The organism is Falsirhodobacter algicola (assembly GCF_018279165.1).
GTDB classification, from domain to species: Bacteria; Pseudomonadota; Alphaproteobacteria; order Rhodobacterales; family Rhodobacteraceae; genus Falsirhodobacter; species Falsirhodobacter algicola.
In genome coordinates, this window is record NZ_CP047289.1 from 2067480 (window position 1) to 2093138 (window position 25659).

A 25659-nucleotide genomic window follows, 5' to 3' on the forward strand; every position below is an offset into this window, starting at 1 on the left:
TCCACGGCTGCCGGAAGGGGTCTTGAAGGGGGGCGCGGGCCTTCCCACATCTCCTCTGCGCCGGTGCCATGACGGGTCGGCGCAGTACCCCGCCCCGCCTGCGAAGGGGGGCACCAAGACATCGCTTTCGGAGGATGAACATGCGTGGTTATGACTTCGCACCCCTGTACCGTGCCACCGTCGGGTTCGACCGTATCGCCGACCTGATGGACCGCGTGCTGAGCACCGACGTGCCCCAGCCGAGCTACCCCCCCTACAACATCGAAAAGACGGCCGAGAATGCGTACCGCATCTCCATCGCCGTGGCGGGCTTCACACCCGAGGAACTAACCGTGGAGGTCAAGGACAGCGCGCTGCATGTATCGGCCCGCAAGGCCGAGGATGAGGCCGAACGTCAGTTCCTGCATCGCGGCATCGCCACCCGCGCCTTCGAGCGGCGCTTCGCGCTGGCCGATCATGTCCGCGTGGACGGCGCCACGCATGAACATGGGATGCTGCATATCGACCTCGTGCGCGAGATGCCGGAGGCCCTGAAGCCCCGCCGCATCGCGATCACCGCCAGCAAACCCGCCGCCGCCATCGAGGCCTGAGGCGTGGCGCGGGCGCATCCCGGCAGGGGGTGCGCCCGGTCCCGGTCAGCTTTCGACGCGGGACACGAGGATCTTGTCGATCCGCCGATCGTCCAGATCCACCACCTCGAACCGCCACCCGTCGCGGGTGAAGGTGTCGCCCTGATCGGGCAGGCGGCGCAACTGGTTCAGCACGAGGCCGGCCACGGTTTCGTAATCGCCCGCAAGCTCCTGCGGGATGCGCAGCATCTCGCAGAACTCGTCCACCGGCATCCAGCCCGCCACGGCATAGGAGCCGTCCTCGCGCTGCTGGATCGCGGGCTCCTCGCTCACATGCTCTTGGAAGGCGCCGGTGATGGCCTCGAGGATGTCGCCGGTGGTGATGATCCCCTCGAAGCTGCCGTATTCGTCATAGACGAGCGCCATGTGATTGGGCGAGGCGCGCAGGATCTCGATCACGTTCAGCGCATCGGCGGCGTCCGAGACGACGGGCACGTCGCGCACCAGCGCCGCCACATCCACCTGCCCGCCCTGCGACAGGGCGGCGAAGGCGTCGGTGACATAGAGCACGCCGACATATTCATCCGTATCGCGTCGGCGCACCGGCAGCCGGGCACGGCCCGATTCGCGGATGATCTGAAGCGCTTCCTCGTGGTCGGCCTCCAGATCGAGGGCGATGACATCGCGCCGCTGGGTCATCAGCTGGCTGGCCTGACGGTCGGCCAGACGCATGACGCCGGTCAGCATATGGCTCTCGCCCGTCTCGATCACGCCTTCGACATGGGCCTCGGCCAGAAGGGTGCGGACCTCCTCTTCGGTGACGCGGTTCTTCTCGTCGCTCTGCACGCGCAGAAGCTTCAGCAGCATGCGGCCCGACAGATCGAGCACGAAGACCACGGGCGCTGCGATCTTCGACAGCACGTTCATCGCGGGCGCGACGCGGGCGGCCACCGTTTCGGGGTTCTTGAGGGCGATCTGCTTGGGAACCAGCTCGCCCACGATCAGCGACAGATAGGTGATGGCGACGACCACCGCGCCGACGCCGATCGTCTCGGCGGCGGGCACGTCCATCCGGGCAAGGAAGGCGCTGAACCGACCGCCCAGCGTTGCGCCCGATACGGCGCCCGACAAGACGCCCACGAGGGTGATGCCGATCTGTACGGTGGAGAGGAACCGGCCGGGATCCGCCGCAAGCCGCTGGGCGGTCTCGGCCCCGGTGCTGCCTTGTTCCGACATGGTCCTGAGCCGGGCGGGGCGGGCGGACACCACGGCCAATTCGGACATGGCCAAGGCGCCGTTGATCACGATCAGGACGACGACGATCAGAATTTCAAGGTACACTGTGTTCCCTATGGGTGGCGATCATCGGGACCACCGGTCCCGAAGAACCGTTGCCGCGCAACGGTCCACCAAAGGTAGAGGGGGGAGGGCGGCGCGTCGAGAGGAAATCTCAGCCGCCCAGACGCTCCATCCGGTGCTGGAGATCCTCCACCTCGGCGCGCGATTCGCCCAAGGATTCCATCACGGCCCGCATCTCGGCATCGGCCTGCGCCAACTGGCCCATCAGCTCGCGCTCGCGCTCCTCGCCCCAGACGATGGCGGCGTCGCGAATTTCCTCGGCCTCGTGCAGGGCTTGGGCCAAGCGGTCCACCTCGCCGATATCGGTGCCCTCGATCGGGGACAGGCGCGTGACGAGCCAGCGCGCGAACCACCCCATCACGAAGGCCACGAAAAGGACCAGGGTCGTCGTGACGATCAGGGTGGTGCGGTCCAAGGCAGGCTCCTCAGTTCAGATCATCCGGGCGCGGCTCGGGGCGCCGGGTCTGTTCTGTTGGCGCGAAAGAGGGCTCCTCGTCAAGCTCTGCCCCGTCATCGTCGCCCTCGCCCTCGCCCTCGTCGTCGCCCGATCCGTCCACCTGATCGGCGGGATAGGACAGCATCTCCTCGTCGGGTTGGATCACCTGCTGGATCTGCTCCACGAGGTTCACGGCCTGAAGCGCGGGCGGCGCATTCGGATCGGGGGCGACGGCGGTAAGGCGGAACTCGATCCGGCGGTTGGCCTCGCGCCCCTCTTCGGTGCCGTTGTCGGCGATGGGGTTTTCCTCGCCATAGCCCACGGCCGTCATCCGATCGACCGGCACGCGGCGGCCCTGCAGGGCGATCATCACCGCCTCGGCGCGGGCTTGGCTCAGGGCTTGGTTGCCGCCCTCGCTGCCTTGGCTGTCGGTATAGCCGCCGATCTCGAACGAAAGATTCGAGCAATCGAGGAGCACCTCGGCGATGCCGTCCACCGTGGCGCGGGCCCCCGGTTCCATATCCGCCGAACCGGGCGCGAAGGAGATCTTCTGGCGCTGCATCAGCGCGTCGATCCGCGCCACGCATTCCTGCGGCGCGGGCAGGGCGGCGGTGGGGTCCAGATCCTCGTCATAGGTGGCGATCACCTCGAACCCGCCATCGAGCTTGGCCGACAGCTGCCGGACCAGATCGTCCTGCAGGTATTTCGACCCGGTGACCCCTTCGATATGCAAAAGATCCGGGCGCAGCGTCATCTGGCCGGAGTTCATCTGGCCAAGGGCATCGAGCCCGGCGAGGATCCGCAGCGTCCAGCCATCGGGCACCGCATCGTCGATCAGCGGCTCTCCGTCCAATTGGGCCGCCCCGAACTGAGCCTCGGCAAAGGTGGTGACGGCGGATTTCGCCATCTCGTCGCCGACGCGGCCCGCGATATGGGCCTGTCCGTCCGTGCCGCGCGCGGCGGTGAATTCGACCGGCGTGTCTTGGGGTAGATCCGCCGGTGCGGGCGGGGTCGCCGTCAGCGAAAAGGCATCGGGCAAGGCGGCGCGCAGGCGGTCTGCGGCGGCGGCGAAGGCGTCGGCATCGGCACCCTTGGCCCCGGTGATCGAGGCATCCGTATCGCTGATCGCGACGCTGCCCGCCTCCAGCCCCGACAGCGCGGACAGCGCGGCCTCGGCCGCCTCGGTCCAGCGGGGGGATGGGGCGCCCAGCCCAAGGCGGCAATCGGTGCCGTCGATCCCGGCGGCGGTGGCCGCGGTCAAGATGCGCGCGCGGTCGGCCTCCTCCTCGGCGGAGCAGACCTCCATCCGGGTGCCGTCCGCATCCTTCACCGCCCGCAGCGCAAAGGGCGCAAGCACCGGGCGCGGGGCCGAGATCTGCACATCCACGGCCACGTCATCGGGCGCAAGCCCGGCAAGTTTGGCATCCAGCGCGGCCTTCTGCTCGGCGCTGGTGGCGATGGCCATGACCTCCACGCGGTCCGCCGCGACCGAGATCTTGGATTGGGGCAGCAGGCGCAGCGCCTCCAGCGCGAATTCCATCGCCGCGTCCCAATGTTCGGGCACGGGGTAATCGGCGCGTTCCAGCATGTCCGACAGATGGCCGCCCAGATCGGCGGCGGCATCGGTCAACGGTGCCTCGTCGGCCTTGGTCGGCACCAGCCCGATCAGCGAGATGTCGGCATCGTTGCGCAGCATCCGCACGCCGAATTCCGGCGCATCCACCGCGCGGGCGGGCAGCACCGTCATGTCGTCGCGCAGGCGCGAGGCATCGACCGCGCCGCCCGCGACGTTCAGGGCGCGAAAACGCGTGGCCTCGTCGGGGGCGGTGCCGGTCAGATGCACCGATAGGCCGTCCGCCTCGGCATGGGCGAAGGTGATCCCCTCGGCCGTCAGGCGGGATTCGACGGCAGCTTCGGAGCGTGTCTCGATCGCGCCGGTCGCAAGGGTGGCCGCGCCCGCGGCCAGCGCCGCAGCACCGACGAAGGTGACGGGAAGGACGATCTTGCGGGACAGACGCATCGGCGGAATCCTTGGAAGCGGCACTTCAGCGGGGCATACGCCGCGCGGCATGCCGCATCAATTACACCAATGCCGCAGCGGCAAGAAACAGCGCAGGCAGCAAACCGCAATCACGATTGCTGCGGAACAGCGTGAGGCAGACCTCGGGGCGGTCGATTTCCAGCCGGCGCATCTGGCCGATCATATGCGCGGCGAAGGCGGCCGCCCCCAAGAGCGCGAGGATCAGCGCAGCGCCGGAGAGGCTGGCCACGGCGGCGGCGGCCATCAGCCCGGCGGCAAGGATCACGAAGGCCGTCAGCCACAGCGGCGTCGCCGTCCCGAACAGCCGCGCCGTGGATTTCACGCCGATCAGGGCGTCATCCTCCTTGTCCTGATGGGCATAGATCGTGTCGTAGAACAGCGTCCACGCGATCCCGGACAGAAACAGCGCCAGCGTCGCCCCGCCGATGGCCGCGCCATGCGCCGCCCATGCGATCCAGACCCCCCAGTTGAACGCGATCCCCAGAAAGACCTGCGGCCACCATGTGAACCGCTTGGCGAAGGGATAGATCGCCACCGGCACCAGCGCCGCGAGCCCAAAGCCGATCGCCGTCCAGCCCAGCGTGAACAGGATCAGCGCCGAGACGGCGATCTGCGCCGCCATCCACCACAGCGCCTGCCGCACCGTCACCTGCCCCGACGGGATCGGGCGCGAGCGTGTGCGCGCCACGCCGCCGTCGATGTCCCGGTCGGTGATGTCGTTCCATGTGCAGCCCGCGCCGCGCATCAGCACCGCCCCGATGCTGCAACCGATCACGATCCAGAGATCGAACCACCGCGGCTCGGTCGCGGCGGCGGCCATGCCCACGCCCCACCAGCAGGGGATCAGCAGCAGCCATGTGCCGATGGGCCGGTCCGCCCGGCTGAGGCGCAGATAGGGCCGCCATGGGGCGGGCGCGCGGTGATCGACCCAGTTGCCGTTGACGGCATCGGCGACTTGTCCGTGGTTCATGGGGCACCTCCTGATCCGGTTCTAGGCTATGGCGCGCCGAGGGCCAAGGCGCTAGACCCATGGATATGAGCGAGATCAGACTGTTCGTGGAGATGCCGCTGGCGGCAGGGGCGGAAGTGGCGCTGACCGAGGCGCAGGCGCATTACCTCTTTGGGGTGATGCGTCAGGCGGTGGGCGCGCCGGTGACGCTGTTCAACGGCCGCGACGGCGCGTGGCAGGCCGAGGTGGTGCGCGCGGCCAAACGCGGCGGCACGCTGGCCTGCCGGGAGCAGACGGCCCCGCTGCGCCTGCCGCCCGATCTTTGGCTGATCTTTGCGCCCATCAAGAAGGCCCGCACCGATTTCATCGTGGAAAAGGCGGCCGAGATGGGCGCCGCCCGCATCCTGCCCGTCGCCACCCGTTTCACCAATTCCGAACGCATCCGGCAGGACCGTCTGCAGGCCCATGCCGTCGAGGCCGCCGAGCAATGCGGCGGCACCTTCGTGCCCGAGGTGGCGGACCTCGCCCCGCTGGACCGCCTTCTGGCCGATTGGCCGCAGGACCGGCGCATCATGTGGTGCGACGAGACGCTGCTGAGCGCGCGGGCCGGCCTCGGTCAGGCGGGGCCCGGCCCATGGGCGATCCTGATCGGCCCCGAGGGCGGTTTTTCCGAGGCCGAGCAGGCCCGCCTGCGCGCCATGCCGCAGGTCACGCCGGTTAGCCTCGGGCCGCGCATCCTGCGCGCCGACACGGCGGCGGTGGCGGCGCTGACGCTCTGGCAGTCGGTCCTTGGTGACTGGACCACTTGACTTGACGGGGCCGAAGCGACAGGTCTGCTTTTCCTGAACGCGGATCGAGGCCAGAATGTCCATTCCCCAGCAGGGCGGCGGCCCGATCGAAGACCACTCCCAGCTCGCCGCCTTGATGGAGGCCGGCTGCAAGCCCGCCGACCAATGGCGCATCGGCACCGAGCATGAGAAGTTCGGATATACCGAGGATCTGCGGCCGCTGGGCTATGACGCGATCCGCACGCTCATGGAGGGGCTGACCCGCTTCGGCTGGACCCGCGTCGAGGAGGCCGGACAGCTGATCGGCCTGTCGCGCGGCGGGGCCAACATCTCGCTGGAACCGGGCGGTCAATTCGAACTCTCGGGTGCCCCCGTCGCCAGCATCCACGAAACGAAGGCCGAGATCGACGGCCATCTCGACGAGATCGCCGCCCTTGGCGGGCCGCGCTTCATGTCGATCGGAGCGGCGCCCGTCTGGACGCATGCCGATATGCCGGTGATGCCGAAGGGCCGTTACCGGCTGATGACCGACTATATGGGCCGCGTCGGCACGCATGGCACGCAGATGATGTACCGCACCAGCACGGTGCAGGTGAATCTCGACTTCGCCTCCGAGGCGGACATGACGCGCAAGATGCGCGTCGCGCTGGCGTTGCAGCCGGTGGCGACGGCGCTGTTCGCGTCCTCTCCCTTCTTCGAAGGGGCGCCGAACGGGCATCGCAGCTGGCGGTCGCGCATCTGGCGGGGCCTCGATGACAGCCGCACCGGAATGCTGCCCTTCGTCTTCGAGGACGGGATGGGCTTTGAGCGGTATGTGGACTGGGTGCTCGATGTGCCGATGTACTTCGTCTATCGCGACGGGCGCTATATCGACGCGCTGGGCCAGTCCTTCCGCGATTTCCTGAAGGGGGAGCTTCCGGCCCTGCCGGGGGAACGTCCGACCCTGTCCGACTGGGCGGATCACATGACCACCGTCTTCCCCGAGGCGCGGGTGAAGAAATACATTGAGATGCGCGGCGCCGATGCCGGGGACCGGGCGCATCTGGCGGCGCTTCCGGCCTTCTGGGTCGGGCTGATGTACGATGGCGGCGCGCTGGATGCAGCTTGGGATCTGGTGAAGCATCTCGACATGCCGACGCGCGAGGGGCTGCGGGTCGCGGCTTCGGTCGATGCGCTGCGCGGCGAGGCGGGGGGCGTGCGCCTGCACGATCTGGCGCGCGAGGCGCTGCGCCTGTCGCGGGCGGGGTTGGCCGCGCGCGGGCAGGGGGAGGAAGCCTTCCTCGACGTGCTGGAGGACAGCATCGCCACGGGGCGGGTGCCGGCGGACGATCTGCTCGCGGCCTATCACGGCCCTTGGGGGGGCGATCTGTCGCGGATCTACGCGGCGACGACGCTCTAGGGCGTCGTCACTTCCGCCCGATCCGCGGCTCGGTCCCGGACAGAAGGCGGCGGATGTTGGCGTGATGGCGCAGCACGATCAGCAGGGCCATCACCGCGCAAAGCACGGCCACATGCCCATGCCCGGTCAGCGCCGCGATCAGCGGCGCGGCCAGTGCCGCCACCAGCGCCGCCAGCGACGAAATGCGGAACACCGCCGCCATCGCCAGCCATACGGCGCAGGCCAGCAGCCCCACCGGCCAAGCGAGGAACAGCAGCGTGCCGAAGAAGGTCGCAACCCCCTTGCCGCCCCGGAACCCCAGCCAGACCGGGAAGAGGTGCCCGAAGAACGCGCAGAGGCCGGCGATCTGGGCCGCATCCTCGCCGATCGCAAGCCGCGCGATCAGCACGGCTATGCCGCCCTTCAGCGCATCGAGCAGCAAGGTCGCGAGCGCGGCAGGCTTGTTGCCGGTGCGCAGCACGTTGGTGGCCCCGATATTGCCCGAACCGATCTTGCGCAGATCGCCCAGACCCATCGCCCGTGTGATCACCACCCCGAACGGCACCGAGCCGAGGAGATAGCCGAGAAGGCCCGCAAGGATCAGCAGCGCCGCCGCAGTGTCAAAGACCGGCATCGAAGACCCTCTGCCCATCGACGAAGGTCGCGAGCACGCGCCCCTCCATCCGCTGCCCGTCGAAGGGCGTGTTCTTGGATTTCGACCGCAGCGCGAAGCGATCCAGCACGAAGGGCGCATCGGGATCGAACAGAACCAGATCCGCCGGCGCGCCCACCGAGAGCCGCCCCTGCGGCAGCCCGAGCCGCCGCGCCGGGTTCAGCGCCATCGCGCGGAACAGCTCCGGCAGGCTGAGATGCCCGCCATGATAGAGCCGCATCGCAGCAGGCAGCAGCGTCTCCAGCCCCACGGCGCCCGAGGCGGCATCCTCGAAGGGCAGGCGTTTGGATTCCTCGTCCTGCGGCGTGTGCATGGAGCAGATGATGTCGATCGTGCCCGCCGCCACCGCGTCGATCATGGCCATGCGGTCGTCTTCGGAGCGCAGCGGCGGCGTGACCTTGAAGAAGGTCCGGTAATCGCCGACATCCAACTCGTTCAGCGTCAGGTGGTGGATGGAGATGCCCGCCGTCACGTCCAGCCCGTTGCCCTTGGCCCGTTCCAGCGCCGGCAGCGTACGCGCCGAGGTGATCTGATCGGCGTGATAGCGCAGACCCGTCATCTCCACGAGGGCCATGTCCCGGTCGAAGCCCATCCGTTCGGCCATGGGGTGCACATCGGGCAGCCCGCGCAACGAGGCGAATTTCCCCTTCGTCACGGCGGCCCCGCGCGACAGGCCCGGTTCCTGCGGATGGCCGATCACCAACGCGCCGAGGCTGCGGGCATAGGTGAAGGCGCGGTTCAGTACCTTGGTGTCGGTGCAGACCCGGTCCCCGTCGGTGAAGGCGACGGCCCCGGCATCCAGAAGAAAGCCGATCTCGGTCATCTCGCGCCCGGCGCGGCCCTTGGTCAGCGCGGCCATGTGGCGGATGCGCACGGGGCTCGTCTCGCGCGCGCGGCGGGTGACGAATTCCAGCATCTCCGGCGTGTCGAGGGCGGGGTCCGTATCGGGCCGCGCGATGATGGTGGTGACGCCGCCCGCCGCCGCCGCCAGCCCCGCCGACCGCACGCTTTCCTTGTGGCGCGCGCCCGGCTCGCCCACCTGCACGCCCAGATCGACGATGCCGGGGGCCAGAACCTTGCCGCCGCAATCGATGACTTCGGCGCCGTCCGGCGTGGGGCCGTCCCGCTCGGCGATACGGCCGTCGCGGATCAGGAGCGATCCGGCCGTTTCGGTCAGCGTTTCGGGATCGACAAGGCGGGCATTGGTGAAATGGATCATGTCATTCGGCCGCATCTGTGCCCAGACGCAGCGCGTCATCCGGGGCGGGAAGGTCGTGATCGAACTCGGTTCGGAAGGTCTTGGAGGTCTTGGCCCCCAGCGTCTTCAGCGTTTCCAGCTGCGACAGGACGTTGCCGCGCCCGGTGGACAGCTTGCCCATCGCATCGCCATAGGCCGTCTGCGCCGCACCGAGGTTGCGGCCCACCTTCTCCATGTCGTCGACGAAGCCCGCCACCTTTTCATAGAGGCGGCCAGCGCGGTCGGCGATGGCCTCGGCGTTCTGGTTGCGCCGCTCGATCGTCCAGACGTTGGAAATGGTGCGCAGGGCCATCATCAGCGTCGTCGGCGTCGCGATCGTCACCGATTTCTCGAAGGCCATGGTCGTCAGATCGCCCATCTCGCGCAGCGCCTCCGACAGCGCGCCTTCGATCGGGATGAACATGACGACATAATCGACCGAGCCATTCTCCATCCGGTGATAGGCCTTGTCGTGCAGCGTCTGGATATGGGCCTTCAGCGCGCGGACATGGCGCAGGCGGGCGGCGGCGCATTCGGCCTCCGTCTCGCCGTTCACGCAAGTCTCGTAATCGATGAGCGACACCTTGGAATCGATCACCAGCCGTTTGCCGTCGGGCATGTTCACCACGACATCGGGACGGAAGCGGTCGCCGTCCTCGTTCACGCGATGCTCTTGTACGAGATATTCCTCGCCCTTGCGCAGCCCCGACCGTTCCAGCAGCGATTCGAGGATCATCTCCCCCCATGCGCCCTGCTTCTGCTTGTCGCCCTTCAGCGCGCGGGTCAGGTTCACGGCCTCGCGGCTGACCTCCTCGGAGCGGCGGGTCAGGGTCTCGATCTCGGTCTTCAGCGCGGCGCGATCCTTCAGGGCGCCGTCATGGACGTTGCGCAACTCCTGCTGGAAATGCTCCACATGCTGCTTCAGCGGGGCGAGGGCGGCTTCGAGCCGCTGCTTGTTCTCCTCGCCGCTCAGCCGCAGGCTGTCGGCGGCCAGCTGCTTGAAGCGGTTCTCCATATCGGTGCGGACCTGCCCCAGAAGCTCGATCTTCTCGACGGCGGCAAGGCGCTGCTGCTCCAACTCGGTTTCGAGGCGGGAGATTTCGATCCCGGCATTGGTGCCCCGCTGGCGCGCCTCCTCGAGCGCCTCCAGCGCGGCGCGGTGGCGAAGGTCGATGTCGTTGGCGCGGCGGTCGGCCGATTTCAGATCGGCCTCCAGCGTGGCGATGCGCATCGCGGCCTCGCCCGCATCCTCGCGCATGGTGCCGACCAGACGGCGCTCGGCCGTCAATTGGGCGGCCAGTTCTTCGCGGGCGCGCAGGGCATTGTCGTGATCGGCCTGAAGCCGGGCGAGATCGCCCTGCAGCGCCTGCTGCCGCGCGGTGTCGGGGCGGCGCAGCGCCCAGCCGATCACCAGCCCCAGCACGAGGGCCGCGGCCACCAGAAGATACGTCTCGTTCATGCCATCACCTCGGATGCCGCAGCACCCCGTTCGGCCCGCAGGTTCCGGGCCAGAAGATCCATGCAGGCCATGCGGACGGCCACGCCCATCTCCACCTGCTCCTGAATGACCGAGCGGTTGATGTCGTCGGCGATGGTGCCGTCGATCTCCACCCCGCGATTCATCGGGCCGGGATGCATGACGATCGCATCCTCGGCCGCGAAGGCCAGCTTTTCGGCATCAAGGCCGTAGCGGTGGAAATACTCCCGCTCGGACGGGATGAAACCGCCATCCATCCGCTCCTTCTGCAGGCGCAGCATCATCACCACATCGGCGCCCTTCAGGCCCGCCTTCATATCGTCGAAGACCTCGCAGCCGAACTCGGCCACGCCCGAAGGCATCAGCGTCGGCGGGCCGACCAGTCGCACGCGGTTGTCCATCTTACCAAGCAGCAGCAGGTTCGAACGGGCGACGCGGCTGTGCTGGATGTCGCCGCAGATGGCGATGGTCAGCCGCTGGATGCGCCCCTTGGCGCGGCGGATCGTCAGCGCGTCCAGAAGCGCCTGCGTGGGATGTTCGTGCCGCCCGTCGCCCGCATTCAGAACGGCGCAGTTCACCTTCTCGGCCAGCAAGTTCACCGCGCCCGAGGCGTTGTGCCGGACCACCAGCAGATCGGGATGCATCGCGTTCAACGTCAGGGCGGTGTCGATCAGCGTCTCGCCCTTCTTCACCGAGGATTGGGCGACGGCCATGTTCATCACATCCGCGCCCAGCCGTTTGCCCGCCAGCTCGAAGCTGGCCTGCGTGCGGGTCGAGTTTTCGAAGAACATGTTGATCTGGGTCATCCCGGCCAACGCGTCGGACTTCTTCACCGTGCGGCGGCTGAAATCGACATAGCGTTCGGCCAGATCGAGGATCGCGAGGATCTCGTCGGGGGCCAGATGCTCGATCCCCAGAAGGTGACGGGCGCGAAAACTCATCGGCGGCTCCTTGCGATCGGGGGCATTGGGGGGCTTATAGGAAGCCCGAGGGATTCCGACAAGCCGCCTTGTTCCCGCACGGGGGGCGGACTAGGTTCCCGGCATGACTCGGGATGCCTGCGATCTGGCCAGCGACTTGGATTGGGAAACCGCTGCGGCGATGCTCGCCTGGCAGTATGATCTGGGTGCGACCGAGGGCATCGGCGATGTCCCCCTCAACCGCTACGAGCTGGAGGCCGCGGCCCCGAAACCCGCGCCGTCCGCCGCCCATGCCCCACCCGCGGCCCCGCCCGCACCTGCCGCCGATCCCGCCGCCGAGGCGCGCGCCATCGCCGCCGCCGCCCCCGATCTGGCCGCGCTGCGCGATGCCATGGCCGGGTTCACGCTGTGTGAATTGAAGCGCGGGGCGCGCAACACCGTCTTTGCCGACGGGCGGGCCGGCGCGCGCGTCATGATCATCGGCGAGGCGCCGGGCCGGAACGAGGATATCGCGGGCAAGCCCTTCGTCGGGCAGGCGGGCCAATTCCTCGACCGGATGATGGCGGCGATCGGTCTGTCGCGGGATGCCGAGGATGCGGCCCACGGTTTCTATGTCACGAATGTGCTGCCGTGGCGCCCGCCCTCCGACCGCGATCCGACGGCCGAGGAGGTGGCGCTGATGCTGCCCTTCCTCGAACGTCATGTCGCGTTGGCCCAGCCGGACCTGCTGGTCGTTCTTGGAAACACCGCCGCGCGGGCCGTTCTGGGGCAGGGCGGCATCACGCGGCTGCGCGGCACTTGGGGGCAGGGCTTCGGACGGCCCGTGATGCCGATGTGCCACCCCGCCCATCTGCTGCGCCATCCCCTCGCCAAGCGCGAGGCGTGGTCGGATCTTCTGCAAATCAAGTCGAGGTTGAGATGAGCGAATTCAAACCGGTGCGCATTGCCGTGCTGAGCGTGTCGGACACCCGCACGCTGGACACCGACAAGTCCGGCAAGGTGCTGGCCGAACGCATCGAAGGCGCCGGCCATATTCTGGTGGAGCGGGTGATGGTCCGCGACGACCGCGCCGTCATCGCCGAGCATCTGCGCCGCTGGGCCGACGATCCGCAGGTGGATGTCGTCATCTCCACCGGCGGGACCGGGCTGACGGGCCGGGATGTGACCGTGGAGGCCCACCGCGATGTCTATGAAAAGGAGATCGAGGCCTTTGCGTCGATCTTCGCCATGGTGTCGATGCGGACGGTCGGCACCTCGGCGATCCAGAGCCGCGCGACGGGCGGGGTGCGCAACGGCACCTATATGTTCGCGCTGCCCGGAAGCTCCGGCGCGTGCCGCGACGGCTGGGACGAAATCCTGCGCCACCAACTCGATTCCACCAACGGGCCGTGCAACCTCGTGGAGATCATGCCCCGCCTGACCGAACGCTGAGGCGCGCGCGGCGCCCCGTCATCCGGCGGGGCAGCCGACCGTTTCGACCGCGCGGCCCCGACCCAGCACCGTCACCCGCAGGGCCGAACGGTCCAGCGCGAAGGGCCCGCCCGCCGGTGACACGAAATCGCTGGTCGCGATCAGGGTGCCGTCATCGCGCGTCACCTCGGCGGGGGAGACCCAGATCGTCGGGTCCGCCGGTTCCAGCACCACCGTTTCATGCTGCCCCTGCGGCGGCAGCGACAGGCGGGCCGTGACCCGCAGGCCGTCCTCGATCGGGGAGATGGTGCAGGTGGCGGGCACATGCTGGCGGACGGGCTGATCGGCCAGCGCGGCGCGGATCGCCGGATCGTCCGCCCCCGCGCCCGACAGATCCGCCGCCAGCTGCACCGAGGCCGGAACGCAGACATCCGAACACACGCCCATATCCACCTCGGCCTGCACATGCAGCGGGCGGGAGGGGTCGCGCGGCGTCACCTCGATCGGCAGGACGAGCTGATGGTGATAGCCGATCGTCTCCATCCCGTTGGTCTGGAACACGTCGGGGATGGGCCAGTGAAAGCGGACCGCGCCGATGTTGCTGGAGCCGGACCAGTCGAATTCGGGGGGAATCCCCGCATCGCCGGGGCTGCGCCAATAGGTCTTCCACCCATCGGCGAGCGAGATCTGCACCGCCAGCATCCGCGTCCCTTCGGCCGTCTTCCAGCCCGGCAGGATCCGGGCCGAAACGAGATGTGACAGATCCTGCGCCACCACCGGAACGGAGGACGCGGCAAGGACAAGACAGGCAAGGACGGATCGCAACATGGGGTGCAGGATATCCGCGCAGCGCCGAATGGAAAATCACTTTCCAGTCACGACCGGCTTGAGCGGGGTGCGGGGCGTTCCATATCAGAGGGATGACGCAGGATCTCAATCTCTCGGGCGCTGTCCTGATCGCCATGCCGGGCATGGGGGATGATCGGTTCGACCGCTCGGTCGTGCTGATCTGCGCCCATTCGGATGACGGGGCGATGGGCCTCATCGTCAACAAACCGGCGGAGGAGCTGGCCTTTTCGGACCTGCTGGAGCAGCTGGACATCGACGGCGCCGACGAGGGGCGCGACATCCGCGTGCATCTGGGCGGCCCGGTCGAACGCGGGCGGGGCTTCGTGCTGCACAGCGGCGATTACGATTCCCCCGGCTCCATGACGATCGAGGGCGGCTTCGGCGTCACGGCGACGCTCGATGTGCTGCAGGCCTTGGCCGATGGCGGCGGGCCGGCGCGGGCGATCCTCGCGCTCGGCTATTCGGGCTGGGGGCCGGGGCAGCTCGAAGAGGAACTGGCCCGCAACGACTGGCTGATGCTGCCGCAGGCCGAGGCCGATCTTATCTTCGCCGAGGATGCGGGCGGCAAGTGGGTCAGCCACCTGCGCGCCCTTGGGGTGGACCCGCTGGTCCTGTCCCCCGCCGGTGGGCGCGCCTAGATCAGCGCAAAGGCGTCCACGTCCACCATGCCGCGATCGGTGATCTTCAGATGCGGGATCACCGGAAGCGCAAGGAAAGCGAGCTGCAGGAACGGCTCCTCCAACGTCACGCCAAGCGTGCGAGCGGCGGCGCGCAGGGCGATCAGCCGGTCGCGCACCTCCTCGAACGGCTCGAGGCTCATCAGGCCGGCGACCGGCAGCGCGAGTTCGGCCAGAACCTCCCCCTCCGCGACGACGACGAACCCGCCCTCGATCTCGCCGAGGCGGGCGACGGCCAGCGCCATATCCTCGTAATCGGCGCCGACCGCGGCGATGTTGTGATGGTCATGGCAGACCGTCGAGGCGATGGCCCCGCGCTTCAGGCCGAAGCCTTTCACGAACCCCGTGGCGATGTTGCCGTTGCGCCCGTGGCGTTCCACCACCGCGATGCGGATCAGATCGCGCGCGGGGTCGGGGCGTTTGTCGCCTTCGGTGGGCGCGATGGATTCGGTCAGATGCTCGGTGATGATCTTGCCGGGCAGGATGCCGATGACCGGCGTTTCCACGATGTTGCCGGGATGGCGGAAGGCGGAGGCATCGACCGCCGGGGCACGGACCGAGTTCCGCGCGACCGGCGCCGTGGTGCCGCGCGCGGCGAAGGCTTCTTCGTCGGCGATCACGCCGCCCGACAGCACCATGCTCGCCTTGCAGGATTCGAGCGAATCGATCACCGCGATATCGGCGCGCAGACCGGGCGCGATCAGGCCGCGATCCTTCAGCCCGAAGGCTTCGGCGGCCGAAAGGCTGGCGGCACGGTACACGGCCAGCGGCGGGCAGCCGCGGGCGATCAGGGTGCGGATCATGTAATCGAGATGGCCATGCTCCTCGATGTCCAGCGGGTTGCGGTCATCGGTGCACAGGCACAGATAGGGCGAGGTCCGCTCGGTCAGGATCTCGGCCAGCGCCTCCATGTCTTTGGAGACGGAGCCCTCGCGGATCAGCACGCGCAGCCCCTTGCGCAGCTTCTCGCGCGCTTCCTCGGCGGTGGTCGCCTCGTGTTCGGTGCGGATGCCGGCGGCGACATAGGCGTTCAGATCGCGCCCGCGCAGCAGCGGGGCATGGCCGTCGATATGCCGCCCGGCAAAGGCCTCCAGCTTGGCCATGCAGCCCGGATCCTTCATCAGGACGCCGGGGAAGTTCATGAATTCGGCAAGGCCGATGACGCGGGGATGATCGGCCAAGGGGGCCAGATCCTCGGCCCCGAGTTCGGCGCCCGCCGTCTCCATATGCGTGGAGGGCACGCAGGAGGAGAGGTTCACGCGGATGTCCATCACCGTCTGCGCCGAGGCGTCGAGGAAGTAGCGGATCCCCTCCAGCCCGCAGACATTCGCGATCTCGTGCGGATCGCAGATGGCGGTGGTGACGCCGCGCGGGGTGACGCAACGGTCGAATTCGAACGGGGTCACGAGCGAAGATTCGATGTGCAGATGCGTGTCGATGAATCCGGGCACGAGGATGCGGCCGGTGCAGTCGATCTCGCGCAGGCCCTCGTAGCGTTCGAAGGTGCCGACGATGCGATCGCCGCAGATGGCCACGTCCATCTCCACCAACTCTCCGGTGATCAGGTCGAACACGCGTCCGCCCTTCAGCACGAGGTCGGCAGGGCTGGCGCCGCGTCCTTGGTCGATGCGGCGGGCAAGGTCGGTCATCGTCGTCTCCTTTGGCTTGCATGTGCAGGGGAACAGTGATGACGTGGGCCGTCAAGACGATAGGCCGCTTCCCATGAATCCCCCCGCATCCCGTCCGCTGCGCGGCATCGCGCTGAAGGTCTGCTCGGTGCTGATCTTCATCATCATGGCATCGCTGATCAAGGCGGCCTCGGACCGGGTTCCCCCGGGGGAGGCGGTGTTCTTCCGCTCGTTCTTCGCGCTGCCCATCATCCTCGGCTGGCTGGCCATGCGGGGCGAATTGCGGACTGGCCTCCGGGTCGAAAGCATGCTCGGCCATGTCTGGCGCGGGGTGGCGGGAACGATGGCGATGGGCTTTGGCTTCAGCGCGCTGGCCTATCTGCCGTTGCCCGAGGTGACAGCCCTGAACTACGCCGCGCCGATTCTGACCGTGATCTTCGCCTCCATGTTCCTCGGCGAGGAGGTGCGGGCCTTCCGCCTCGGGGCGGTCGCGCTGGGCATGGCGGGGGTGATGATCGTCCTCTGGCCCCGGCTGACGATCCTGAACGGCGAAGGCGCGGACGAGGCGGCGGCGCTGGGCGCGATGCTGGCGCTGACGGGGGCGGTCTGCTCGGCGCTGGCGGGGGTGTTCATCCGCAAGATGGTCGCCACCGAAAAGACCTCGGCGATCGTGTTCTGGTTCACCGTCACCTCCACGGTGCTGTCGCTGACGACGCTGCCCTTCGGCTGGGTCGTCCCGACCGGGCCGGAGGCGGGGTGCCTCGTGCTGGCCGGGCTTCTGGGCGGCACGGCGCAGATCTTCATGACGCAGGCCTTCCGCGAGGCCCATGCCTCGCTGATCGCGCCCTTCGACTATGCCTCCATGATCTTTGCGCTGGCCATCGGCTATGTCTTCTTCGGCGAGGTACCGACGCTGGTGATGCTGGTGGGGGCGGCGGTGATCGTGACGGCGGGCTGCCTCATCATCTGGCGCGAACGTCGGCTGGGGCTGGAGCGCAACCGTCAGCGCAAGGCGATGTCGCCGCAGGTCTGATCCTGCACCGGACGCGTCATTTTTCATCACGCCGCCGCCCGGATGCCGCCTCGGCGGGCAGGGCGGCGGGTTCCCAGGCACGATGCGGGGGTGGGGCGGTTGCCATGCGCCCATAGGTTGCATTGGCTGATCCTGTATAAAAATGACAAACGACAGGATACCTGATGAGCATGACCGATCCGGGCCCCGTGCCCGTACCCGATCCCGATCCCGTGCTGTCCGTGCGCGGCCTTTCGGTGGCGCTGCCGGGCAAGCACGACCGCGCCTTCGCCGTGCGCGATGTCAGCTTCGATCTGATGCCGGGGGAGATCCTCTGCATCATCGGTGAATCGGGGTCGGGCAAATCGGTGACGGCGAACACGGTGCTGGGCCTGCTGCCCGATGTGATGACCGTCGCGGCCGGCGAGATCGACTTCAAGGGCCGCGCGCTCCTGTCCCTGCCCGAGGCGGAGCTGCGCCGTCTGCGCGGGCGGCATGTCTCCATCATCTTTCAGGACCCCCTGTCGGCGCTGAACCCGCTGATGACCATCGGTCAGCAGATCCGCGAGGTGCTGGACGCCCATGATGCGGGGCCGCCCGCCTCCCGCGCGGACCGCGTGGTGGAGATGCTGACCGAGGTGGGCCTGCCCGATCCCGCGCTGATCCAGCATCAGTATCCGTTCCATCTGTCGGGCGGCCAGCGACAGCGGGTGATGATCGCGATGGCGCTGGCGCTCGATCCCGACGTGCTGATCGCGGACGAGCCGACGACCGCGCTCGATGTGACGACCCAAGCCCAGATCCTCGAGCTGATCCGCCGCATTCAGCGCCGCAAGGGCATGAGCGTGATGTTCATCACCCATGATTTCGGCGTGGTCGCCCAGATCGCGGACCGGGTGATCGTGATGGAGAAGGGCGATCTGGTGGAGCAGGGGCCTGCGCGCGCCGTCCTCGATACGCCGCGCCATCCCTATACCCGCAAGCTGATCGCCGCCGTGCCCCGGATGCGCGACGAGGATCGGCGGCGCGAGACGACGCGCCCCGTCGCCCTTCAGGTGTGCAACCTGCACAAGACCTACCGCACGCGCAGCGGCTTTCTGGGCCGGGTGCGCGAGGTAAAGGCGGTCGATGACATCAGCTTCACCCTCCACAAGGGCGAAACGCTGGGCATCGTCGGGGAATCGGGATCGGGTAAATCCTCCATGGGCAAGGTGCTGATGAAGCTGATCTCCGCCGATTCCGGCGAGATCCGCTTTCAGGGGGAAAACACGCTCGCGCTGGACGAGGAGAACTTCCGCCCGCTGCGCCCGCGCATGCAGATGATCTTTCAGGACCCCTATGCCTCCCTGAACCCGCGCTTCACCATCGGGCAGGCGTTGACGGTGGGGCCGGCGGCGCACAACTTGCTGACCCGCCGCGACGCCCGCCTCAAGGCCGAGGCGCTGCTGGCGCAGGTCGGGCTCGACCCCTCGGCCTTCGACCGCTATCCGCACGAATTCTCCGGTGGGCAGCGCCAGCGTGTCGGCATCGCCCGCGCGTTGATGTTCGATCCGGAGGTGATCGTGGCCGATGAGGCGGTTTCGGCGCTGGATGTGTCGATTCAGGCGCAGGTCTTGGAACTGCTGGACGAGATTCGGCGCGATCGAAAGCTGGCGATGGTCTTCATCACCCACGATCTGCGCGTCGCCAGCCAGATCAGCGACGACATTCTGGTGATGCATCGCGGCAAGATGGTGGAATACGGCCCGCCCTCGCAGATCTTCCGCGCGCCGCAACACCCCTATACCCGCGCGCTGGTGGGCGCGATTCCGGGCGCCGACGCGGCCTGAGGCGGCCACGAGGCGAATCCCCGAAGGGCGGCTGCGGCCGCCCTTTTGCATGTCGGCCCGCCGTTCGCCCTCTGCTTCGATTTTCCACAACCTGCGGATGAGGGCGCCCGCTTCTGCGCGGTTTCTGCGCAATAGTTGTTTTTCACAACTAATTCCGGGGGGCGTTTTGCCTTTCCCTTGTCCGGGGTGGGCGCGGCATCCGTCATGGGCGGTATGACAGGACACGCGCATTCCTTTGGCCGTCCCGAACCGGATGGCGACAGCCCCGGCCTCGAGATTGCGGGCCTGCGGATCGACGTGCTGGAAGGCGCGTTTAGCTGGTTCATCCGCTCTCTCGATGGGGCGGTGTCGCGGGATCTGGACCGGCGCATGGCGCATCTGGAGATCGCGCGCGGCAAGGGCAAGATCACGGCCCTGCTGCTGGTGGACCGCTATCCAGGCATCCGCCCGTCGCAGATCGCCGACGTGCTGATGCGCGACCGCCCTGCGGCGGGCCGCATCATCGACACGCTGGTGGGGGCGAAGGTCATCCGCCGCGAATGCGCCCCCGACGATCAGCGCGCCCATGCCCTGTTCGTCACCCCCCGCGGCCATGCCTTGGCCGACGAGGTGCGCGACATCGTCCGCGAGCAGGAGCGCGACTTCTTCAACTTCATCGACCCCGAGGAGCGGGAGCAGTTCATGGGCCTGCTCCGCCGGGTCTATATGCAGATGAGGGCAGGATGGGATTGATGGAAGGGCGCGTGGCCCTGATCTCGGGCGGGGGGCGCGGCATCGGGGCCGCCATCGCACAGGCACTGCTGGGGGCGGGGTGGAACGTCTCGCTCGGGATGCGGACGCCGCAGATGCCCGATTGGGCGAGCGACATGCCGGACCGCGTGCAAACCGTCCCCTATGACGCGGCGGACCCGGACGCCGCCACCCGCTGGCAGGGCGCCGCCATGGCCCGTTTCGGCCGGATCGACGCGGTGATCGCCAATGCCGGCGTGATGGTGCCGCAGACGGTGGTGGACATCACCGATGCCGACATGGCGCATCTTCTGGAGATCAACGTGCACGCGCCACGCCGCCTTGCCGCCGCCTGTTGGGAGGCGCTTGCGGCCTCGGGGCGGGGGCGGGTCGTGCTGATGGGGTCCTTGTCGGGCAAGCGCGTGAAATCGGCGCGTGCCGGATCCTATGCCGTGTCGAAATTCGCGGTGGTGGGGCTGGCCCATGCCCTGCGCCATGCGGGCTATGACCAAGGCATCCGCGCGGTCGCCGTCTGCCCCGGCTATGTCGCCACCGACATGGCCGCCGGCCTGACCGACCGCCCCGCAGCGGCCATGACGCAGCCGGGCGATATCGCCCGCGCCGTCGCCCTGCTGATCGATCTGCCCAACGAGGCCAGCGTGGCCGAGTTCTGCATCAACTGCCAGCTTGAGGAGTCCTTCTGACATGCCCGGTCCCTTCGTCGTCCCGTTCCATGGTGATACCGACCTGCCGCAGAAGGTGGATGTGGTGGTCATCGGCGGGGGCATCATCGGCGCCTCGACCGCGCTGGAACTGGCCGAAAGCGGCCTGAAGGTCGCGCTCTGCGAAAAGGGCGGCATCGGGCACGAACAGTCCAGCCGCAACTGGGGCTGGGTGCGCGTCAGCCGCCGCGACCCGCGCGAGATCCCCCTGATGCTGAAGGCGCTGGAGATATGGCCGACGCTCGCCGAACGCACCGGGCGCGATCTGGGCTTCACGCGCAGCGGTATCGCCTTTGCCTGCCGGACGGATGCGGATGTCGCCAAGCACGAAAAATGGCTGGGCATCCTGCGCGATTACGGGGTCGACAGCCACATGGTCATGGGCGCCGCGCTGGACGGTCTGTTCCCCGGCGCGCAGCTTGGGGTGAAGGGCGTGCTGCACACCCCCGACGACGCGCGGGCCGAACCCCAGCGCGCCGCCCCCGCCATCGCCGAAGCCGCCCGTGCGCGCGGGGCCCATGTGCTGACCGAATGCGCCGTCCGCGGGATCGAGACGCAGGCCGGGGCCGTCTGCGGCATCGTGACCGAGCGCGGCCCCATCGCCTGCGAGCAGGTGGTGCTGGCGGGCGGGGCGTGGTCCAGCCTCTTTGCGCGCAACAGCGGGCTGCGGCTGCCGCAACTGAAGGTGAAGAACTCGGTCATCCGCACGAAGCCGCTGGCGGGCGGGCCGGAATGCGCCCTCTGGGCCGACCGTTTCGCGCTGCGCAAGCGGGCCGATGGCGGTTACACCATCGCCGTCGGATCGCGCAACATCGCCGATATCGTGCCCGATAGCTTCCGTTTCATGCGCGAGTTCATGCCCGCGCTGAAGGGCGAATGGAAGGCGCTGGTGTTCCGCGCGGGGCTGCGCTCCCTCGACGAGGCGCGGATCCCCAACCGCTGGGCGCTGGATGAGGCGAGCCCCTTCGAATACGACCGCGTCCTCGATCCCAAGCCCGCGACCGGCTTTCAGGACCGCGCGCTGGAGGAGTTGCGCCGCGTCTATCCGATCTTCGCCAAAGCCGAGATCGCGCAACGCTGGGCCGGGGCGATCGACGTGACCCCCGATGCGATCCCGGTGATCTCTCCGATCGAGGCGATCCCGGGCTTCCACATCGCCACCGGCTTTTCGGGGCATGGCTTCGGCATCGGACCGGCGGCGGGGCGACTGGCGGCGGACCTCGTGATCGGCCGCGCCCCGCTGGTCGATCCCGCACCCTTCCGGTTCAGCCGGTTCACCGACGGCTCGCGGATCGAGATCCTCAGCGGGTTCTGATCCGTCCCCTCTGGCGCGCGAATCGCAAGCGCGCGCCGTCCTTCCTCGATCTTGCGAGACAACAACAGGGAATGACACCATGACAGACACGACACGCACGGGCCATATGAACCGCCGTCAGGCGCTGACGCTGATGGGGGCGGCGGGCCTGATGGGGCCGGCGATGATCGGGCGCGACCGCGCCTTTGCCGCCAATGCCGATCCTTCGGGGCAGATCGTGCTCGCCTTCTCGCAGGAGCCGACGGTCTTCAACCCGCTGATGCCGCATATCGAGGTGGACGAGGGCGTGTACTACGCCGTCTTCGACACGCTGTTCGATTTCGATCCCGAAGGCGCGCTGTTCCCGATTCTGGCGACCGAGGTGCCGACCGTCGCCAATGGCGGCATCTCCGAGGATGGCCTGTCGTGGCGGCTGAAGCTGAAGGACGGCGTGACATGGCATGACGGTACGCCCTTCACCGCCGAGGATGTGAAATTCACGCTGGAACTGACGGTCGATCCCGATTTCCGGTCCTTCCGCTCCACCGGCTATTCCTTCATGCGCAACATCACCGTCGTGTCGGATACCGAACTGACATGGGAGATGAGCGAGCCCTTCGCGCCGATGGCGGCGATCCTCGCCTCCACCTACATCATTCCCAAGCACGCCTTCGACGGGGTGGAGGATGCGAACACCGCCCCCTTCAACAACGCCCCGATCGGCACCGGGCCGTTCCGTTTCAAGAACCGGATGGCGGGCGATCATATCGAGCTGGAGGCGAATGGCGAGTATCACATGGACGGGCCGTTCCTGAAGACGCTGATCATCAAATACGTCCCCGACCTCAACGTCCTCTACACCCAGTTCAAATCCGGCGACATCGACGTGGTCGGCATGCAGTACATCACCCCCGACCATCTGGCCGAGGCCGAGACGCTGCCGAACAAGGTCGTGACCGTGGCCGGCACCGCCACGTTCGAATCCCTCGGGCTGAACATGATGCGCCCGCAGTTCCAGGACCCGGCGGTGCGCAAAGCGCTCTATGCCGCGCTGGACAAGACCTCGATCATCGACGCGCTCTATTACGGCGTGCCGACCCCGACCGAAACCTACATGCCGCAGCAGTCCTACTACTACAACGACCAGCTGCCCCAGCATGAGTTCGATCTGGAGAAGGCGGCGGCCCTGCTGGACGAGGCGGGCTGGATGCCCGGCGCCGACGGCGTGCGCGAGAAGGACGGCGTGCGGCTGGAATTCACCAACTCCACCACCGCGGGGAACCACCTGCGCGAACAGGCCCAGCAGTTCATCCAGCAGACCTTCGGCGCGATCGGCGTGAAGATGGAGATCAAGAACTTCCCCCCCGCCGTCATGTGGGGCGATTACTGGATGAATTCGGAATTCGACACGGTGGTCGTGGGATTGAACACCCTTGCCGGGGCCGATCCCGACACCTCCAGCTTCTTCATGTCGAGCATGTCGCCCGCGCGGGGCGGGGCGGGGCAGAACACCTTCGCCTATCAGAGCGAGCGGGTGGACGAGCTTCTGGTCGCGGGCGCATCGAGCTTCGTGCCCGAAGAACGCAAGGCGATCTATGAGGAACTTCAGGAGGTGATCCGCGAGGATCTGCCCTTCCTGCCGATGTTCCAATACGCCGTCATCAAGGGCCGCAAGGACGACGTGTCCGGCCCGGCCTCGAACGTGAACAACCGCATCGACACGTGGAACGTCCGCGACTGGACGCGCGGCTGATCCTTCGGCCGAACCGCGGGCCCGCCCTTCGGGGCGGCCCGCATCCCCCCCATCAGCGAAAGGGCCTCCGGCATGTTGCGCTATCTCGGATCACGGCTCGGGCAGAGCCTGCTTCTCCTGATCATCGTCTCCTTCATCGGGTTCGCCGTGCTGAACCTCGCGCCCGGGGGGCCGCTGTCGCAATTCGCCCTCAGCCCCGGCATGACGCAGGAACAGCTGGACAAGATCGCGGCGCAGATGGGCCTCGATCGGCCGCTGCCGGTGCAATACATCGAATGGTTTCGCCACATGATCGTCGGCGACTGGGGCGCCTCCTACCGCGATGGTCAGCCGGTGCTGGCGGTGATCGGACGCCACATCTTCGCCACGCTGCTGCTGATGGGCACGGCGACCGTGATTTCCGTCACGCTGGGCAGCACGATCGGCATCTTCAGCGCGCTGAAACGCGGCTCGGGCTTCGATTACACGATGACCGTCTTTGCGATGATCGCCCTGTCGATCCCGACCTTCTGGTTCGGCCTGATCGCGATCTACATCTTCTCGCTCTCGCTCGGATGGTTGCCGGCGGGGAACATGTACACGGTCGGCGACGGATCGGCGCTGGATTACCTGCGCCACCTGATCCTGCCGGCGATGGTGCTGGCGCTGGTCGATGTCGCGATCTGGAGCCGCTACATGCGCACCTCCACCCTGACCGTCATCAATCAGGATTTCGTGCGCACCGCCCGCGCCAAGGGGCTCAGCCGCCGCCGCGTCCTGCTGCGCCATATCGTCGGCAATTCCTTGGTGCCGATGGTCACGCTGGCGGGCCTGCAACTGCCCACCGTACTGGGCGGTGCCCTCGTGACCGAGACGGTGTTCACATGGCCGGGTATGGGGCGGCTGTTCCTCGATAGTCTCGGCTATTCCGACTACCCGGTGGTCATGGGACTGCTCATGGCCTCGGCGATACTGGTGCTGGTCGGCAACCTTGCCGCAGACCTGATCGTCGCCCTCATCGATCCGCGCATCCGCCTTGCCTGAAGAAAGGTCCCCGACCATGAGCGCTGTCGCATCCCGCCCCGTCGCCACCGGCCGACCCGTCCTGAAATCGCGCGCCCTGCGCCGGTTCCTGAAGCACCGCCTTGCGCTGATCGGCCTCATCATGGTGGCCGGGCTGACGGCCGCCTGCTTCCTCGGCCCCTATCTGCTGCCCTATGACGAATTGCAGATCGACCTGCGCGCCCGCTTCGCCCCGCCCGGCACCGGGGCGCATATCTTCGGCACGGACCCGCTGGGCCGCGACATCGCGGCGCGGCTGTTCCAAGCGGGCCAGATCTCCATGGCGGTGGGCTTTGCCGTGATGATCATTGCGACCGGCATCGGCTCGGTCGTGGGGGTCGTGTCGGGCTATTACGGCGGGCGGGTCAGCGCGGTGCTGATGCGCCTCGTGGATGCCTTCCTCTCCTTCCCGTCGGTGTTCCTGCTGCTGGCGCTGGCCGCCTTCATTCAGCCCGGCCCGGTGATGATCGCGGTCATCATCGCCGCGACCAGTTGGATGGAGGTCGCCCGCATCGTCGAGGCCGAGGTGAAATCCCTGCGCAATCAGGATTTCGTGCAGGCCGCGCATATGCTCGGCCTGTCGCGCCGCTGGATCATGTTCCGCGAGCTTCTGCCCAACGCCATCGGCCCGATCATCGTGGCCGCGACCCTGACCGTCGCCCGCGCCATCCTCTTGGAGGCTTATATCAGCTTCCTCGGCTATGGCATCCAGCCACCGCTGCCCAGCTGGGGCAATATGCTGAACGGGGCGCAGCAATACCTCGCCTCGGCGCCGTGGCTGGCCATCGTGCCGGGCGTCGCGATCACCATTGCCGTCACCGGGTTCAACTTCATCGGCGACGGTCTGCGCGATGCCTTCGACAGCCGCGCGCAGGAACGCTGATATGA

At 67.8% G+C, this 25659-nt stretch carries 24 protein-coding genes; 14 read left to right on the forward strand and 10 right to left on the reverse strand.

The genetic code is table 11. The features are described 5' to 3' along the window. The first annotated feature begins 140 nt into the window (after positions 1–140). On the forward strand, positions 141–590 hold the full coding sequence (locus tag GR316_RS10400) for an Hsp20 family protein (protein WP_211783847.1): 450 nt from the start codon (positions 141–143) through the stop codon (positions 588–590). A gap of 45 nt (positions 591–635) precedes the next feature. On the opposite strand, the gene GR316_RS10405 is transcribed toward GR316_RS10400, so the two are convergent. The 4 genes from GR316_RS10405 to ubiA all read right to left on the reverse strand — a co-directional run bounded on the left by GR316_RS10405 (position 636) and on the right by ubiA (position 5375). Continuing rightward, positions 636–1910 (reverse strand): hemolysin family protein, encoded by a 1275-nt coding sequence (locus GR316_RS10405; protein ID WP_211783848.1) that lies wholly within the window; start codon positions 1908–1910, stop codon positions 636–638. 109 nt (positions 1911–2019) lie between these two features. Then, complete coding sequence (locus tag GR316_RS10410; protein ID WP_211783849.1) at positions 2020–2343, reverse strand: hypothetical protein; 324 nt, start codon at positions 2341–2343, stop codon at positions 2020–2022. Between the two features lie 10 nt (positions 2344–2353). Beyond that, positions 2354–4384 (reverse strand): OmpA family protein, encoded by a 2031-nt coding sequence (locus GR316_RS10415; protein ID WP_211783850.1) that lies wholly within the window; start codon positions 4382–4384, stop codon positions 2354–2356. 61 nt (positions 4385–4445) lie between these two features. Then, on the reverse strand, positions 4446–5375 hold the full coding sequence (ubiA, locus tag GR316_RS10420; protein ID WP_211783851.1) for a 4-hydroxybenzoate octaprenyltransferase: 930 nt from the start codon (positions 5373–5375) through the stop codon (positions 4446–4448). A gap of 59 nt (positions 5376–5434) precedes the next feature. On the opposite strand from ubiA, the gene GR316_RS10425 reads away from it, so the two are divergent. Next, positions 5435–6163 carry a 16S rRNA (uracil(1498)-N(3))-methyltransferase gene (locus GR316_RS10425; protein WP_211783852.1) on the forward strand — a complete coding sequence of 243 codons (729 nt, stop codon included), beginning with the start codon at positions 5435–5437 and terminating at the stop codon, positions 6161–6163. Between the two features lie 55 nt (positions 6164–6218). Next, positions 6219–7541 carry a glutamate--cysteine ligase gene (locus GR316_RS10430; protein WP_211783853.1) on the forward strand — a complete coding sequence of 441 codons (1323 nt, stop codon included), beginning with the start codon at positions 6219–6221 and terminating at the stop codon, positions 7539–7541. A 7-nt stretch (positions 7542–7548) separates the two neighbouring features. Here GR316_RS10430 and plsY read toward each other — a convergent pair whose 3' ends face one another. The 4 genes from plsY to GR316_RS10450 are packed head-to-tail and all read right to left on the reverse strand — an operon-like array spanning position 7549 to position 11848. Continuing rightward, complete coding sequence (plsY, locus tag GR316_RS10435) at positions 7549–8154, reverse strand: glycerol-3-phosphate 1-O-acyltransferase PlsY (protein WP_211783854.1); 606 nt, start codon at positions 8152–8154, stop codon at positions 7549–7551. Next, a complete protein-coding gene (gene pyrC / locus GR316_RS10440) occupies positions 8141–9412 on the reverse strand; it encodes a dihydroorotase (protein WP_211783855.1) in 1272 nt (423 codons plus the stop codon). The genes plsY and pyrC overlap by 14 nt, the downstream gene beginning before the upstream one ends. 1 nt (position 9413) lies before the next feature. Next, on the reverse strand, positions 9414–10889 hold the full coding sequence (locus tag GR316_RS10445; RefSeq protein ID WP_211783856.1) for a DNA recombination protein RmuC: 1476 nt from the start codon (positions 10887–10889) through the stop codon (positions 9414–9416). Then, positions 10886–11848 (reverse strand): aspartate carbamoyltransferase catalytic subunit, encoded by a 963-nt coding sequence (locus tag GR316_RS10450; RefSeq protein ID WP_211783857.1) that lies wholly within the window; start codon positions 11846–11848, stop codon positions 10886–10888. Before GR316_RS10450 ends, GR316_RS10445 begins: the two co-directional genes overlap by 4 nt. A gap of 103 nt (positions 11849–11951) precedes the next feature. Here GR316_RS10450 and GR316_RS10455 point away from each other — a divergent pair, with 103 nt between their 5' ends. After that, entirely contained in the window at positions 11952–12749 is a 798-nt protein-coding gene (locus GR316_RS10455; protein ID WP_211783858.1) for a uracil-DNA glycosylase, read from the forward strand. Beyond that, positions 12746–13258: a molybdenum cofactor synthesis domain-containing protein gene (locus GR316_RS10460; protein WP_211783859.1), complete on the forward strand. Its 513-nt coding sequence runs from the start codon at positions 12746–12748 to the stop codon at positions 13256–13258. Before GR316_RS10455 ends, GR316_RS10460 begins: the two co-directional genes overlap by 4 nt. An 18-nt stretch (positions 13259–13276) precedes the next feature. On the opposite strand, the gene GR316_RS10465 is transcribed toward GR316_RS10460, so the two are convergent. Beyond that, a complete protein-coding gene (locus GR316_RS10465) occupies positions 13277–14065 on the reverse strand; it encodes a protein-disulfide reductase DsbD domain-containing protein (protein WP_211783860.1) in 789 nt (262 codons plus the stop codon). 92 nt (positions 14066–14157) lie between these two features. Here GR316_RS10465 and GR316_RS10470 point away from each other — a divergent pair, with 92 nt between their 5' ends. Next, complete coding sequence (locus GR316_RS10470) at positions 14158–14724, forward strand: YqgE/AlgH family protein (RefSeq protein WP_211783861.1); 567 nt, start codon at positions 14158–14160, stop codon at positions 14722–14724. Here the strand turns inward: GR316_RS10470 and ade are convergent. Further along, a complete protein-coding gene (gene ade / locus GR316_RS10475) occupies positions 14721–16412 on the reverse strand; it encodes an adenine deaminase (RefSeq protein WP_211783862.1) in 1692 nt (563 codons plus the stop codon). The two genes, GR316_RS10470 and ade, sit on opposite strands and share 4 nt — an antisense overlap. 73 nt (positions 16413–16485) lie before the next feature. Between ade and GR316_RS10480 the strand changes: the two genes are divergently transcribed. The 8 genes from GR316_RS10480 (at position 16486) to GR316_RS10515 (ending at position 25654) form a co-directional block, all read left to right on the forward strand. Next, the gene (locus GR316_RS10480; RefSeq protein ID WP_211783863.1) at positions 16486–17424 is read left to right on the forward strand and encodes a DMT family transporter; all 939 of its coding nucleotides are present in this window, start codon (positions 16486–16488) and stop codon (positions 17422–17424) included. 164 nt (positions 17425–17588) lie between these two features. Beyond that, positions 17589–19232, forward strand: a complete 1644-nt coding sequence (locus GR316_RS10485) for an ABC transporter ATP-binding protein (protein ID WP_249218766.1) — start codon at positions 17589–17591, stop codon at positions 19230–19232. 213 nt (positions 19233–19445) lie between these two features. Continuing rightward, positions 19446–19964: a MarR family winged helix-turn-helix transcriptional regulator gene (locus GR316_RS10490; RefSeq protein ID WP_211783864.1), complete on the forward strand. Its 519-nt coding sequence runs from the start codon at positions 19446–19448 to the stop codon at positions 19962–19964. Then, positions 19955–20665 carry an SDR family NAD(P)-dependent oxidoreductase gene (locus GR316_RS10495; protein ID WP_211783865.1) on the forward strand — a complete coding sequence of 237 codons (711 nt, stop codon included), beginning with the start codon at positions 19955–19957 and terminating at the stop codon, positions 20663–20665. The genes GR316_RS10490 and GR316_RS10495 overlap by 10 nt, the downstream gene beginning before the upstream one ends. A gap of 1 nt (position 20666) precedes the next feature. Further along, positions 20667–21998 (forward strand): NAD(P)/FAD-dependent oxidoreductase, encoded by a 1332-nt coding sequence (locus GR316_RS10500; RefSeq protein WP_211783866.1) that lies wholly within the window; start codon positions 20667–20669, stop codon positions 21996–21998. Between the two features lie 79 nt (positions 21999–22077). Next, entirely contained in the window at positions 22078–23730 is a 1653-nt protein-coding gene (locus GR316_RS10505) for a peptide ABC transporter substrate-binding protein (protein ID WP_211783867.1), read from the forward strand. Between the two features lie 72 nt (positions 23731–23802). Continuing rightward, entirely contained in the window at positions 23803–24753 is a 951-nt protein-coding gene (locus tag GR316_RS10510; protein WP_211783868.1) for an ABC transporter permease, read from the forward strand. 16 nt (positions 24754–24769) lie between these two features. Next, positions 24770–25654 (forward strand): ABC transporter permease, encoded by an 885-nt coding sequence (locus tag GR316_RS10515; RefSeq protein ID WP_211783869.1) that lies wholly within the window; start codon positions 24770–24772, stop codon positions 25652–25654. Positions 25655–25659 lie beyond the last annotated feature (5 nt).